The sequence below is a fragment of the Aliivibrio wodanis genome, assembly GCF_052920805.1.
On sequence record NZ_JBREXA010000002.1, the window covers coordinates 2,021,148 to 2,036,444 of the forward strand.

Here is a 15,297-nt window from a genome sequence, read left to right on the forward strand (position 1 = left end):
TATTAAGATAGACCATCAACTAGCCCACCACTTTGTGGGCTAGTTGATCACTTCAAAGATTAGAAAACACAGCAACGCCAAATACTCAAACTAACCTATTATTCTGACTGACTTAAAAATAATAATAAAAGTCGGAGGGGTTCGTTCACTCAAAATAAAGCGATTACGAGAGAATTATTATGAAACAAGTCAATGTAGATGTAGCTGTTATCGGTGGTGGTACAGCAGGTTTAGGCTCTTACCGTGCAGCAAAAGCACATACTGACAGTGTTGTTATGATTGAAGGCGGACCTTATGGTACCACTTGTGCTCGTGTTGGTTGCATGCCATCAAAGCTATTAATTGCAGCAGCAGAAAGCGTTCATCAAATTGAAAAAGCTCCTCAATTTGGTATTCACCCTCAAGGTGAGATCGTGATTAACGGCCGTGAAGTCATGGACCGAGTAAAATTTGAACGTGACCGTTTTGTTGGCTTTGTTTTAGAAGGCGTTGATGAAATACCAGCAGAAGATAAAATCTCTGGTTACGCTAAATTTTTAAATGACAATACACTACAAGTTGACGACCACACTATCGTCACTGCAAAACGTATTGTTATCGCAACAGGCTCTCGCCCTGCTTACCCTGCAGTATGGAATGAGTTAGGTGATCGTTTGATCATCAATGATGATGTATTTAATTGGGATGATTTACCTAAATCAGTCGCTGTATTTGGTCCTGGCGTAATTGGCCTTGAACTTGGTCAATCACTTCACCGCCTTGGTGTTGAAACTAAATTGTTTGGTTTAGGTGGTCAAGTTGGTCCGGTAACAGACCCTGAAGTGATGGCGTATGCCAACAAAGCCTTCAACGAAGAATTCTATCTTGATGCTGATGTGAAGATTGAAAGCATGAAGCGTATTACCACTGAATCTGGTGAAGACCGTGTTGAGATTATGTTCATCAATAAACAAGGTGAACTAGAAACTAACCTTGTTGAATATGTATTAGCAGCAACAGGTCGTCGCCCAAATACCGATAAATTAGGTCTAGAGAATACCTCTCTTGAACTAGATGCTCGCGGTGTACCAACGGCTGATCACTATACGCTACAAACATCACAACCAACTATTTTCATTGCGGGTGATGCAAGTAACCAGCTGCCACTATTACACGAAGCAGCAGACCAAGCGCGAATTGCGGGTGATAATGCAGGTCGTTTCCCTGAGATCCGTGCAGGCCTTCGCCGTTCGAAAATCTCAGCAGTATTTTCTGATCCACAAATTGCGATGGTTGGTGAAACGTATAAAGAAATTACAACCCGTTTAGGTACTTGTGGTTGCTTCGCAACAGGCGAAGTCTCTTTTGAAAACCAAGGCCGTTCACGAGTAATGTTACGTAATAAAGGTATTTTGCATGTCTACGGAGAGCAAGGAACGGGTCGCTTCCTAGGTGCCGAAATGATGGGGCCAAATGCAGAGCATTTAGCGCACTTATTAGCTTGGGCACATCAGAATAAAATGACAATATCAGACATGCTCGATATGCCTTTTTATCACCCAGTGATTGAAGAAGGCGTGCGTACTGCACTTCGTGATTTAAATGCCAAATTACATTTAGGCCCAGAAACAATCAAGCACTGTATGGATTGTGGTCCTGGCTGTTAATCGCCTTTAGAATTAAAAGAATACAAGACCAATGTTTGCGCATTGGTCTTTTTGCATTTAAAGTTCGTTTTTATTTATTGTTAATCGAGCATTAAAATCATGTCATGTAAAACTTGTCGCTCAGACATCTTTAAGCAAAAATTAGGTCGCTGCACTCGTTGCATGAAACAGTTAACCTTTCTTTCTATCGGAGGCTGGCTTACATGGTTAGAGTTTTTCCAAGCAACGCCTTACCAAATAGAGGCTATTACAACCTTTATGGTTAGTTCTGCATTTAGTGGCTTACTTACTCTGCACTTGATTATGATGGGATATTATCGATGGATTCGTCCTTCAGACAAAAAGACGTCATATAAAAAATAAAACCCCAATATCAATCAAGATGATATTGGGGTTTCTTAGAATCTTTCTAAGAAAAAGCAGTATTAATAAGATTAGTACTTAATTAAAAAGTTCACCACTTTTTCTTTTTTTCTTCTGCTTAATTAGTTAAGTGTATCGCATAACTATTTTTAGTTAACGTTATGCTACATTCGTTCTAATAATTACTTGCTCTTGAAGATTTACCTCTAGAGCAACTTCATCACATGCATGCTGACGAGGGCACTGATCACAATCTTTTAGCACTTTTTCAGGCAGCAATGAACGAGAAGTTGGAATAAAGTCTTGCTTCATAAAGAACTCAGGAACGCGAGTTAATACAAAGACCTTCTTAATCGCCATCTCACGTGCTTTTTCAACCAAATGCTGAACAATGGCTTTACCTTGACCTTGACTCTGCCAACCCGCTTCAACACCTAGTGAACGAATTTCGGCCAAACCTGAGTCATACACATATAAAGATGCACAACCAGTCACTTCACCATGATGCTCAGCAACAGCAAACGAACCAATATCTCGCACTAATTCATTACGATTACGCGGTAAGTTTTCACCAAGACCAGCCCAATAAGTCACCATGCCTTCTAGTGCGTCTAAATCGGTTAATCGTGCAGGACGAACTTTAACACCCGTTGAATCACGCTCTTCTAAACGCTTACCCGCTTGCTCAACTGCATGAGCAACCTGCTCTGGTGCAACCCCACCAAGCGCATTACGTTTTGCAAGACACGATTCAATCGTTAATATTGCATACACATCATCTTCTATCACTTCAGAGAACGCTTTTAGCTCAGCAATAGAAAGCTCTTCTAGTGCGCAACCTTTTTCAATCGCTCCGACAACAGCCACACCTACAATATGGTGCGCTTCACGGAATGGAATACCTTTCGCTACCAAGTAATCCGCAAGCTCTGTTGAGTTTGCATAGCCTTGTTTTGCAGCTTCAAGTGTACGCTCACTATTTATTTTAATGCCTTCAAAACACAAAGCTGCCATTTCGATACAATCAGACCAACTGTCTAACGCATCAAATAAGCCTTCTTTGTCTTCTTGCATATCCTTGTTATAAGCCAACGGCAGCGCTTTCACTGTCATCATCATGCCAGCCAATGCTCCGTAGACACGGCCACATTTACCACGAATAAGTTCTAATGCATCTGGGTTTTTCTTTTGTGGCATTAACGATGAACCTGACGTTACCGTATCTGCCAACTCAATGAAATTTGATTCACCTGAGTTGTAAAAAATCATATCTTCAGCAAGACGTGATAAATGAACCATTGAAATAGAAGCAATCGACATTAACTCCATCACATGATCACGATCCGATACCGAATCTAAACTGTTACGCGTTGCACGTTGAAAACCAAGATTACGAGCTAATTTCTCACGATCCATTGGATAAGCGGTACCCGCTAGAGCACCAGAACCTAATGGGCAAGTATCTAAACGATTGATCGCATCTTCAAGACGAGAGTGATCACGCTCAATCATTTCAACGTAGGCTAAACACCAATGTGCAAACGTCACAGGTTGTGCTCGTTGTAAGTGCGTATAACCCGGCAGTACTGTTGCTTGATGCTCACTCGCCACATTAACCAATTGGTTAAGAAGTAAATCAAGAGTACGAAGAAGTTGATGGCCTTGTTGACGACACCAAAGTTTTAAGTCCGTCGCTACTTGGTCATTACGAGAACGACCCGTGTGTAATTTTTTACCCAAATCACCCACTTTACCGATCAGCTGTGTTTCAACCCAACTGTGAATATCTTCTGCATCAGAAAGTAAGATCTGCTCTGGATCTTCCATTACTTCCAATTTTAGTTCATTCAGTGCTAACTCAAGTCTTTGCTGCTCAAGCTCTGAAATAACATTGACAGAAAGCAGTGCTTTAGACCATGCAATAGAGCCAACAATATCTTGTTCTGCAAGGCGATAATCGATACGAAGTGAATCGTTAAACTGTTTAAATCTTGTGTCTGCTGCCTGACTAAAACGTCCGCCCCATAATGCCATGGTGTTTCTCCTAAATGCACAGTGCTCACTGCTTTTTGCAAATATTAATTCTGATTCAATTCAGTATTTTTCTTGATGATTTAAACTTACGGCAATTCACGATAAAAATAAAGGTTTAATTCACTTTATTTACATACTTATTCATTAAACCGTAAGTCATCTTCATTATAATCGTTTAGACAAAAAAAATCGAAGCGCATTTAGTAACTAAATGCGCTTCGACTAGTGTAAATCAAATTGTTTATCAGTTGTTATTAATTATATGTTAACCACTAAGGCCTGTTAATGTGAGCCTTAGCTTACTTACTATTTAGTGCACGAATGCGGCTTGATAGTGAGTAAAGACGAATAAAACCTTCAGCATGGCTTTGGTCGTACACTTCATCAGCACCAAACGTTGCAAACTCTTCAGAGTATAAACTGTTATCAGAACGCTTCTGAGTTACCGTTGCTTGACCTTTATATAGCTTAATCACAACATCACCATTCACATCTTGTGCTAGCTCTTCAGTCGCCGCTAAGATTGATTTACATAGTGGAGTGAACCAACGACCATCATAAACAAGATGAGACGCTTTAATACCTAGCTCTTCACGGAACTCAAATGACGCTTTATCTAGAACCAATTGCTCAACAGCACGCAATGCTTCATTAATGATCGTACCGCCCGGTGTTTCATAACAGCCACGAGATTTCATGCCTACTAAACGGTTTTCGACGATATCAATACGACCAACGCCATGCTTAATGCCTTTCTCGTTTAGGTAAACAACCACTTCATAAGGTGTCATCGTTTTACCATCAACAGCAACCACTGCGCCTTTTTCTACTTTAATTGACACTGTTTCTGATTCGTTTGGTGCTTGTTCTGGATCAACCGTCCATGCCCAGCAATCATCATTTGGTGCATTCCATGTATCTTCAAGAACACCACCTTCTGTAGAGATATGCCATGCATTAGCATCACGAGAATAAATCTTAGTTAATGATGCTGAACAAGGGATATTACGCTCAGCAAGGTAATCAAGACACTCTTCACGACTCACTAAATCCCACTCACGCCATGGCGCAATTACGTGTAGATCTGGTGCTAATGCAGCAAAGGCACCTTCAAAACGGATTTGATCGTTACCTTTACCTGTACAACCGTGACAAAGTGCATCAGCACCCACTTGGCGTGCTACTTCTACTTGTGCTTTTGCGATAATAGGACGAGCCATTGAAGTACCTAATAGGTATTTACCTTCATAAAGCGCACCTGTTTTTAGTGTTGGGAAAATATATTCTGACACCATTTCTTCTTTTCAGAGATCAGCGATATAACATTCAGAAGCACCCGATGCGATAGCTTTGGCTTCAATTCCCTCAAGCTCTTCTTCACCTTGACCAACATCCGCAACAAAAGCGATAACTTCACAGCCGTAGTTTTCTTTTAACCATGGAATAATTACTGACGTATCTAGACCACCAGAGTATGCAACAACAACCTTGTTTACTTCTACTTTCTTGCTCATTCTATTCTCCTTGATCCGCATACTCGCGGTGACTGTATTCTTAAAATTTAAAACTAAAAAAAGTATTCATTGCCTATTTAGGCTGAAACTGTGTGCCAATGCTGTTTCCAATAAACAACTCAGCTAATTTTTCTGGAGAGCGCCATGAAGCCACTTCTATCGCTCTTCCTAATTCTTGTGCCGCTTCTAGTGCCGCACGAACTTTCACAATCATGCCATCGGTAATTACATCTTGTTGGATCAGTAACTCAGCTTGCTCTGAATCCAAATGGGTGATCAATTGCTTTTCACTATCCAAGACACCAGCCACATCCGAAAGTAAGACTAAATCAGCATCTAATACCGCCGCAACAGCGACTGCGGCTTGATCGGCATTGACGTTCATTAACTCACCTTGAGCAGTAATACCAATCGAGCTAATAATAGGGGTGACTTTCGTTGCTAAAATAGCATTCAACACGGTTGCATCACCTGCGGTCGCTAAACCAACATTACCTAGCTCAGGATTCAGTTGACTGATATGACATAAACCGCCATCAGCCAAACTCAAGCCAATTGCACTTACGCCATTCTTCATCGCTTGGCCTTGAAGCATTTTATTTGCCGTACCAGCCAGAGCTCCGGTGATATAACCAATTTGATCTTTTGGTGTAACGCGTAAACCTTCTTTTTTAATGGTTTCAAGTTGAAGTTTATCCATCAACTCATCCACTAAATAGCCACCACCATGAACAATAACCAACGCACGATTTGCTTTCTGTTGATAGCTTGAAACCGTTTTAAACAATTGTGTTAACGTTTCAGTTGATGACAATACGGCGCCACCTAACTTAATAACTAAAGGACGTTGCTTCATACTAAATACCATACTTTATATTAAAGACGTTAACATTGGAAAGCCAAAACGAATATTAATGCACTGCATTGCTTGGCTTGAGGCACCTTTTAATAAATTATCAATCGCAGAGACAACAATTAAATGCTCACCTTGCACTTTCCAGCCAATATCACAAAAAGGCGTTTTTTCAACAGATTGAATTTTTGGCATTTCATTTCCAAGTAAACGAACCGCAGGCGTTTCTGTATAAGCGTTATTAAATGCCTTTTGAATGTCCGCTTCTGTTACGCCTTTTTCTAACTTAGTGGTAATCGTCGCTAAAATTCCGCGCTTAAAATTACCAAGATGAGGCGTAAAAATAACATCACAGCCTAAATTCGCTGCAATTTCAGGCTGATGACGATGATTAAATACACCATAAGGCTGAAGACTAACCTCACAAAAGCTACTGGTTAAATTAGCTTTACGACCCGCCCCAGTAACGCCACTGGTTGCATTAATAACAGGCCATTGATTTTTATCTAATAAGTTAGATTCTACTAATGGTTTTAGTGCTAATTGTGACGCCGTTGGATAACAACCCGGAACGGCAACCAATTGAGCCTGAGCAATCGCTTCCTCATTCCATTCAGCCAAACCATAAACGGCTTTATCTAACCACTCTTCATATTGATGTTCAAAACCATAATACTCAGAATAGAAACCCTCTTGTTTTACACGGAACGCACCAGATAAATCAAAAACTACACAATCATGCTCTAAAAACGTCGCCGCTAAATCGTGGCTAACTTCATGAGCTGTCGCAAGCAACACAACATCAGATTCTTTAGCAACTTGAGTAATGTCCAACAACGGCTGTAATGCGTCATCGACAATACCCTTTAGTGAACCATAAAGATCACTGATAGCTTTTCCTTTATCCAAGCTATTTTCTGATACGTACAAACCCGCTAAAGGAAAAGGTGTGGGTGCTTAAATATCATCAGTGCTAATTCTGCACCTGTATATCCGCTTGCTCCGATGATGGTTGTTTTCAACATAATACGTCCGTTTATCTCTTCATCTATTGAAGGAAAATGCCATTCAAGGTAACTTGAGCGTTACACATATTCGATACTGACTTTCCTTTTTATAATTTAGTTTATTCATTAAAATTAAACTAAACTGTATTTCTATTCACTTTATGTGATTTAATATGTGTTTTACAGGGTTCTATCTTTTGTGTCAACAGTGGATGTATGAATAAATGAAATTTCCAGAATTTAAAGAGTATTATCAGCAACTCATTTCAACCTCATCGATCAGTTCGACCAACTCAAGCTGGGATGAAGGCAATGCCGAAGTCATCCATAAGCTAGCGCAATGGTGTGAAGATTTAGGGTGCGAAGTAGAGATTGAAGAGATTGAAAAAGGCAAACTCAATCTATTGGCTAAATTAGGTTCAGGCGAAGGTGGGTTATTACTCGCAGGACATACAGATACTGTGCCTTATGACCAAGGACGTTGGAACTATGAGCCTCATGCCTTAACCGAAGCTAACGATAGATTCTATGGCCTTGGTACTGCTGATATGAAGGGCTTTTTTGCTTTCATCTTAGAGGCGGTTAAAAATATCAATTGGAAAGACCAATCTAAGCCCCTTTATATTCTGGCAACCTGTGATGAAGAAACCACCATGCTAGGGGCTCGTCATTTTGCTTCAAATACTCAAATCAAACCGGATTACTGCATCATTGGTGAACCGACGAGCTTAAAGCCTATTCGTGGCCATAAAGGTCATGTTGCTAATGCCGTTCGAGTTACAGGAAAATCAGGACACTCTTCTGATCCTGCTCATGGAGTCAACGCCTTAGAGATCATGAATGAGATCATGTTCGCCTTAATGAACTTAAAAAATAAGTTAGTTAAGGAATACCACAACCCCGGTTTTTCTATTCCATATCCAACCTTAAACCTTGGGTCATATCCATGGCGGAGATAGCCCTAATCGTATCTGTGGCTGTTGTGAATTGCATTATGATGTTCGTCCATTACCAGGGATCAGCCTTGATGGCTTAGACAATATGCTGCGCGATGCACTAAAAGAGGTTGAAGCAAAATGGCCTGGTCGTATTGATATCACCCCACTTCATGACCCTATTCCAGGTTACGAATGTAGCGCAGACAGCCCAATTGTGACCAGTACTGCTGATATTTGTGGTCAAGAAGTAGAGACAGTGAACTATTGTACCGAAGCGCCTTTCTTACAAGATCTTTGTCCAACGCTCGTTTTAGGTCCTGGGTCAATAGAGCAAGCTCACCAACCTGATGAATTCTTAGCATTTTCTTTTATTGACCCAACTATTAATGTATTGACTAAATTAATGTATAAGAACTGTTTCTAGCTGAAATTAATTTACAAAACTCGTCAATCTAAACATAGATATTCGATGATCTACGGCAAAGTATTGTTTAAAAAACCATCGTTTATTCTGCAATATTTGACGTGACGCGGTAAATTCGGATAGATTGGATGTAGAAAAAATTTAGGATGTAACAAAATTACAGTATAGGAAGTATGTATGAATGAAAAGTACGCTGCTTTAAAAAGCAATGTAAGCATGTTGGGTCATTTACTTGGTAATACGATTAGAGACGCACATGGTGAAGAGCTATTAGCTAAAGTTGAAACCATTCGTAAGCTGTCTAAAACAGCACGCGCAGGAAGCGACGATGACCGTAATGCACTTATTGAAGAAATTAAAAGTCTTCCTGATGATCAACTCACTCCAGTTGCTCGTGCATTCAGTCAGTTCCTAAATTTAACCAATATGGCAGAGCAGTACCATACGATTTCACGTCATTGTGAAGCGCACGTATGTGAACCAGATGCTATTAGCACCCTATTTTCGAAACTAAGTCAAAATGACATTAGCAAATTAGATACGGCACAAGCTGTTCGTGAACTCAATATCGAACTCGTATTAACTGCGCATCCAACCGAAATTGCACGTCGTACTATGATCAACAAGTTGGTGAAAATCAACGAATGCTTATCAAAGCTTGAGCTTGGTGATATTTCTTTCTCTGAGCGTGAGAAAACTGAACGTCGCCTTGAGCAACTGATTGCACAAGCGTGGCACTCTGATGTTATCCGTCAAGAACGCCCAACACCATTAGACGAAGCAAAATGGGGCTTTGCCGTTGTTGAGAATTCACTATGGCAAGGTATTCCTGACTTCTTACGTGAGTTTGATCAACGTTTAACAAGTCACTTAGGCGAAGGTCTTCCAATTGATGCTCGCCCTGTTCATATGTCTTCTTGGATGGGTGGAGATCGCGATGGTAATCCATTTGTTACCCACACAATCACACGTGAAGTGATGCTTCTTTCACGTTGGAAAGCCGCTGATCTTTATCTAAAAGATATTAATGAATTAATCAGTGAATTATCCATGGTGAAATGCTCTGATGAAGTTCGTGAGCTCGCAGGCGATCAACATGAACCTTACCGTGCAATCCTCAAACAACTTCGCGTTCTTTTAGGTGATACATTAGAAAACCTAGATGCACAAATGAAAGGTGAAGTAGTATCAAGCAAAACGATTTTGACCGACGCTGCACAGCTTTGGGATCCTTTGTTTGCATGTTACCAATCTCTGCATGCTTGCGGTATGGGTATTATTGCTGAAGGATCTCTACTTGATACACTTCGTCGCGTAAAAGCGTTTGGGGCTCATCTTGTTCGTCTTGATATTCGCCAAGAAAGTACTCGTCACTCAGATGTATTATCAGAGCTGACTCGTTACTTAGGCATTGGTGATTACGATCAGTGGAGCGAACAAGACAAAATCTCTTTCCTTGTGAACGAGCTAAGCTCTAAGCGCCCTCTTCTACCTCGTAATTGGGAGCCATCTCCTGAGGTTCAAGAAGTTATCGATACCTGTAAAGTCGTTGCTGAGCAATCTAAAGAAGCGTTAGGCTCTTATGTTATTTCAATGGCTCGTACTGCATCTGATGTATTAGCGGTTCACTTATTACTTCAAGAAGCTGGTTGTCCATTCCGTATGGATGTTTGTCCACTGTTTGAAACGCTAGACGATTTAAACCGCTCAAAAGAAGTGATGGAACAGTTATTCTCCATTGATTGGTATCGTGGATTTATCCAGAATCATCAAATGGTCATGATCGGTTATTCTGATTCTGCAAAAGATGCAGGTGTAATGTCAGCAGGTTGGGCGCAATACAGCGCGATGGAAGCACTGGTTGAAGTGTGTGAGAAAGAGAGCATTGAGCTTACTTTGTTCCACGGCCGTGGCGGTACTATTGGTCGTGGCGGCGCTCCAGCACATGCAGCTCTTCTGTCTCAGCCACCGAAAAGTTTAAAAGGCGGTTTACGCGTAACAGAACAAGGGGAAATGATCCGCTTTAAATTGGGTCTACCTGAAGTTGCTGTAAACAGCTTTAATTTATACGCAAGTGCAATACTTGAAGCTAACCTTCTGCCACCACCAGAGCCAAAACAAGATTGGCGTGATCTGATGGAAGTGCTTTCTGAAGTGTCATGTGAAGCCTACCGTAATGTGGTTCGTGGCGAAAAAGACTTTGTTCCTTACTTCCGTGCAGCAACACCGGAGTTAGAGCTAGGTAAACTTCCGCTAGGTTCTCGTCCTGCTAAGCGTAATCCAAATGGTGGCGTTGAAAGCTTACGTGCGATTCCATGGATATTCTCATGGAGTCAAAACCGTTTGGTTCTTCCTGCGTGGCTAGGTGCTGGTGAAGCAATTCAATATTCAATTGATAAGGGTCACCAAGAGCTATTAGAAGAGATGTGTCGTGAATGGCCATTCTTCTCTACTCGTCTTGGTATGCTTGAGATGGTTTACACCAAGTGTAATCCACAAATGTCTGAATACTACGATCAACGTTTAACAGACAAATCTCTATGGCCACTAGGTGAGCGTCTACGTAATCAATTACAAGCGGATATTAAAGCGGTATTGAACGTAGAGAACAGCGATCACTTAATGGAAAGTGACCCATGGGGTTCAGAGTCAATCAAGCTACGTAATATCTATGTTGATCCACTAAACATGCTACAAGCCGAACTGCTGTTCCGTACTCGTCAACAAGAAGAGACATCACCAGAGCTTGAAGAGGCCCTAATGGTTACGATTGCAGGTATTTCTGCAGGTATGCGTAACACTGGTTAAGCCTAATCATTAAAACAACCTTCCTATTATTCAAAGGTCACTTCGGTGGCCTTTTCTTTTATCTTTTAGACAAATACCGACGACACAAAAAAACCGCTACAGTGAGCGGTTCTTCATAAATTATTCTTAGAAGGAGCTTAACCTTTAGGGCGAACACCTAATGTATGACAAAGCGCATAAGTGTGTTCTGCACGGTTTAGCGTATAGAAATGGAAGTCTTTCACACCTTCACGGCTTAAGATACGCGTCATATCAATCGCATGGCTCGCACCTACCATTTGACGAGTCACTGGATCATCATCCAAGCCTTCAAACTGCTGTGCCATCCAACCTGGGATCTTCACATTGTTCATTTTGGCAAAGCGAGAAGCTTGTTTGAAGTTTGAAACGGGTAAAATACCTGGAATGATCTCAACATCAATACCAGCAGAGACACAGCGGTCACGAAAACGAAGGTAACTTTCTACATCAAAGAAGAATTGAGTAATAGCACGATTCGCACCCGCATCCACTTTACGTTTTAGGTTTAACAAATCAGCTTGTGCACTTTTTGCTTCAGGGTGAACTTCAGGAAATGCCGCTACTGAAATATCAAAGTCATGTTGAGATTTCAACAATTCAACCAAATCTGATGCATACATTTCAGGTACACCACCTCCTGCTGGAATATCACCACGTAAAGCCACGATATCTTTAATACCATTTGCCCAATAATCATTAGCAATATCTACAAGCTCTGAGCGGCTTGCATCAATACAGGTTAAATGCGGGGCTGCAACCAGACCTGTTTGTTCTTTAATTTCTTTAATGATTGAGTGAGTGCGGTCACGCTCGCCAGAGTTAGCACCGTAAGTTACCGATACAAATTTTGGTTTCAGTGTTTTTAAGCGGTGAATAGAGTTCCACAGTGTTTCTTCCATTTTTTCTGAACTTGGTGGAAAAAATTCAAAAGAAACATTAATACTGCCATCTAGTTCAGCAATATTTTGATTTAGTGACTCTAAGTGGCTTGCGTGTGAATAGGCCATGTCTTGCTCTCCCTGTTGTAATGCAAAAATGTGGCATTACAAAATATATCATCCGTGGCGACATCATTTAGACGTCTATATGTCTACAGAATGTATGTTATGGAGTTCAAAGTCAAGAGGCTGATTATGAATTTTTCTCAAGTAGCTATTGAGTTATTTTCAAGATGAAATAAAGAATATGAAAAAGAAGGGAGTTAAGCAAGATAATTGATAGATAAAAAAAACGCCAGCACTAGGCTGACGTTTAAATTATTAGTTGGCTATTGATTACTCAGCAGCAACAACTTCTAATTTCAATGTAGCAAATACTTCAGAGTGAAGTTGGATGCTAACTTCGAAAGAACCAGTAGTACGTAGAGCGCCTTCAGGAAGACGAACTTCGCTTTTCGCGATTGCAACGCCAGCAGCTGTAGCAGCGTCAGCGATGTCACGATTACCGATTGAACCGAATAGTTTACCTTCGTCACCAGATTTTGATGCGATAGTAACTTCTAGAGCGTTAACAGACTCAGCGCGAGCTTCTGCAGCAGCTAGTTGCTTAGCAACGTTAGCTTCTAGTTCAGCACGACGAGTTTCAAACATCTCTACGTTAGCTTTAGTTGCCATAACAACCTTACCTTGTGGGATAAGGAAGTTACGTGCGTAACCAGCTTTAACGTTAACTTGGTCGCCAAGGCTACCTAGGTTACCGATTTTATCAAGTAGAATAACTTGCATTATCTTAGTCCTCTATAAACTTATTAAACCGCTATCGACTTACAGATGCTTATCTGTGTACGGTAGAAGTGCAAGGTAACGAGAACGCTTGATAGCGCGAGCTAGCTGACGTTGGTATTTAGCACGAGTACCAGTGATACGGCTAGGTACGATTTTACCAGCTTCAGTGATGTAGTTTTTTAGAGTTGCTACGTCTTTGTAGTCAATCTCTTGTACGCCTTCTGCTGTAAAACGGCAGAATTTACGACGACGGAAGAAACGAGCCATGGGCTATCTCCAGATCTAAATTAATTTAATATGCTCAGCATGTAACACTACTCTCGCCACGCCATTTCGGCCTGTCTGATAAGTGATAAAACCACCTACCGTAACGTTACTGCTTTGAGCCAAGTTTGCAGTTAAAGCTTGAGACCCTTGTCCACTAACTACCACGTTCATTCTGCAATAGACTTCACGTGATAAGCCAGCTTCCTGTTTAATCGAACGATGCTCAATGACAAAATGACAATGAGGTATGCCCGCAGGACTTAGACTTCGAACCGGAGCCTTAGCGATAATACCGCTCAACTCCAATCGATTGGTCATCAAATCAATTACTCAGCAGCAGCTTCTTCAGCGCGTGGTGCAGCGTCTTCACGCTTAGCAGAACGCTCTTCTTTAGCTTTCATCATTACTGATGGCTCAGTGATCGCAGCTTTAGTACGCATGATCATGTTACGTAGAACAGCATCGTTGTAACGGAATGCAGTTTCTAGTTCATCAATTACAGACTGCTCAGACTCAACGTTCATAAGAACGTAGTGTGCTTTATGCAGTTTGTTGATTGGGTAAGCCATTTGACGACGACCCCAATCTTCTAGACGGTGGATAGTACCACCAGCTTCTGTGATTGAACCAGTGTAACGCTCGATCATGCCAGCAACTTGCTCGCTTTGATCAGGATGCACCATGAATACGATTTCATAATGACGCATTGGTTGCTCCTTACGGATTATTCAGCTTCCACGATTGGCTCAGTCATCCCAAGGGAAGCAAGGAACTAAAAATAAGACTGAGAATTAAGAACGGCGGATAGTATAGAAAAACAGCGTTATTGGCAAGAAAAAGATACCTAAATCACAAAAATATTTTCTTTGATTCAGTAAAAAAAAAGAAGGCAATGAAATACTCACTACCTTCACTCTTAGCCACTTGTTTTATAGACTATTTAAGCTTTATAACGAACGTTGACGTACCGCTTCAAATAAACAGACACCTGAGGCTACAGAAACATTTAAGCTGCTTACAGAACCTGCCATAGGGATTTTAATCAAGTCATCACAAGTCTCGCGAGTTAAGCGACGCATACCGTCACCTTCCGCACCCATAACAATCGCTAACGGGCCTGTTAATTTAGCTTGATAAACATCATGCGTCGCTTCACCAGCAGTACCAACGAACCATACACCTTTCTCTTGTAATGCGCGCATAGTACGAGCTAAGTTAGTTACACGAACCAAAGGAACAACTTCAGCTGCACCGCAAGCCACTTTGCTTACTGTCGCCGTCATTGATGCCGATTTATCTTTAGGTACGATAACCGCCGCGACACCAGCACCATCAGCATTACGCAGACAAGCACCAAGATTATGAGGATCAGTAACACCATCAAGCACTAAGAACAATGGGTTCTCAGTCTTGTTAATGATGTCATCTAAATCATGTTCATTTAACTGCTTAGCAGGAGTAACACGAGCAATAATACCTTGGTGATTAGCACCATTTGCTTTGTCATCCAACGTTTTACGTGGTAACTCTTGGATTTTAAATCCAAGATCAGTCAACTCTTTGATAATAGGTAATAAACGATCGTCTTCACGGCCTTTTAGTACAAATATTTCAATAAAACGGGCAGGGTCACGCTCTAGTACTGCTTTGGTTGCGTGGATACCAAAAAGAAATTCATTACTCATGTTATCGCTTCTT

The 15,297-nt window shown here is 41.1% G+C and carries 11 protein-coding genes and 3 pseudogenes; 4 read left to right on the top strand and 10 right to left on the bottom strand.

The features are described from left to right. The first annotated feature begins 179 nt into the window (after nt 1–179). Together ACU5DF_RS17190 and ACU5DF_RS17195 are read left to right on the top strand one after the other, a co-directional pair. Entirely contained in the window at nt 180–1,646 is a 1,467-nt protein-coding gene (locus ACU5DF_RS17190; RefSeq protein ID WP_446713653.1) for a dihydrolipoyl dehydrogenase, read from the top strand. 99 nt (nt 1,647–1,745) lie between these two features. Next, nucleotides 1,746–2,009, top strand: coding sequence for a DUF3624 domain-containing protein (locus tag ACU5DF_RS17195; protein ID WP_446713654.1), 264 nt, complete (start codon nt 1,746–1,748; stop codon nt 2,007–2,009). A 159-nt stretch (nt 2,010–2,168) separates the two neighbouring features. Here the strand turns inward: ACU5DF_RS17195 and argH are convergent, their stop codons facing one another. The 4 genes and pseudogenes from argH to argC form a co-directional block, all read right to left on the bottom strand. Then, nucleotides 2,169–4,043, bottom strand: a complete 1,875-nt coding sequence (gene argH, locus ACU5DF_RS17200) for an argininosuccinate lyase (protein WP_446713655.1) — start codon at nt 4,041–4,043, stop codon at nt 2,169–2,171. Nucleotides 4,044–4,342: 299 nt separating this feature from the next. After that, nucleotides 4,343–5,557 (bottom strand): annotated as a pseudogene (locus ACU5DF_RS17205) (argininosuccinate synthase). A gap of 73 nt (nt 5,558–5,630) precedes the next feature. Continuing rightward, nucleotides 5,631–6,413: an acetylglutamate kinase gene (argB, locus tag ACU5DF_RS17210; protein WP_446713656.1), complete on the bottom strand. Its 783-nt coding sequence runs from the start codon at nt 6,411–6,413 to the stop codon at nt 5,631–5,633. Between the two features lie 15 nt (nt 6,414–6,428). Continuing rightward, a pseudogene (gene argC, locus ACU5DF_RS17215) lies at nt 6,429–7,435 on the bottom strand (N-acetyl-gamma-glutamyl-phosphate reductase). A 206-nt stretch (nt 7,436–7,641) separates the two neighbouring features. Here argC and argE point away from each other — a divergent pair. Together argE and ppc are read left to right on the top strand one after the other, a co-directional pair. After that, nucleotides 7,642–8,779, top strand: a pseudogene (gene argE, locus ACU5DF_RS17220) (acetylornithine deacetylase). A gap of 177 nt (nt 8,780–8,956) precedes the next feature. After that, entirely contained in the window at nt 8,957–11,587 is a 2,631-nt protein-coding gene (gene ppc / locus ACU5DF_RS17225; RefSeq protein WP_446713657.1) for a phosphoenolpyruvate carboxylase, read from the top strand. A 137-nt stretch (nt 11,588–11,724) separates the two neighbouring features. Here the strand turns inward: ppc and metF are convergent, their stop codons facing one another. The 6 genes from metF to rlmB all read right to left on the bottom strand — a co-directional run bounded on the left by metF (nt 11,725) and on the right by rlmB (nt 15,284). Next, entirely contained in the window at nt 11,725–12,615 is an 891-nt protein-coding gene (metF, locus tag ACU5DF_RS17230) for a methylenetetrahydrofolate reductase (protein WP_446713658.1), read from the bottom strand. Nucleotides 12,616–12,882: 267 nt separating this feature from the next. Then, nucleotides 12,883–13,332 carry a 50S ribosomal protein L9 gene (gene rplI, locus ACU5DF_RS17235; RefSeq protein WP_045101093.1) on the bottom strand — a complete coding sequence of 150 codons (450 nt, stop codon included), beginning with the start codon at nt 13,330–13,332 and terminating at the stop codon, nt 12,883–12,885. 39 nt (nt 13,333–13,371) lie between these two features. Beyond that, nucleotides 13,372–13,599, bottom strand: coding sequence for a 30S ribosomal protein S18 (rpsR, locus tag ACU5DF_RS17240; RefSeq protein ID WP_005421136.1), 228 nt, complete (start codon nt 13,597–13,599; stop codon nt 13,372–13,374). Between the two features lie 15 nt (nt 13,600–13,614). Then, nucleotides 13,615–13,917, bottom strand: coding sequence for a primosomal replication protein N (priB, locus tag ACU5DF_RS17245; protein ID WP_045101092.1), 303 nt, complete (start codon nt 13,915–13,917; stop codon nt 13,615–13,617). An 8-nt stretch (nt 13,918–13,925) separates the two neighbouring features. After that, on the bottom strand, nt 13,926–14,306 hold the full coding sequence (gene rpsF, locus ACU5DF_RS17250; RefSeq protein WP_045101091.1) for a 30S ribosomal protein S6: 381 nt from the start codon (nt 14,304–14,306) through the stop codon (nt 13,926–13,928). A 240-nt stretch (nt 14,307–14,546) separates the two neighbouring features. Then, complete coding sequence (gene rlmB / locus ACU5DF_RS17255; protein WP_045101090.1) at nt 14,547–15,284, bottom strand: 23S rRNA (guanosine(2251)-2'-O)-methyltransferase RlmB; 738 nt, start codon at nt 15,282–15,284, stop codon at nt 14,547–14,549. Between the last annotated feature and the right edge of the window lie 13 nt (nt 15,285–15,297).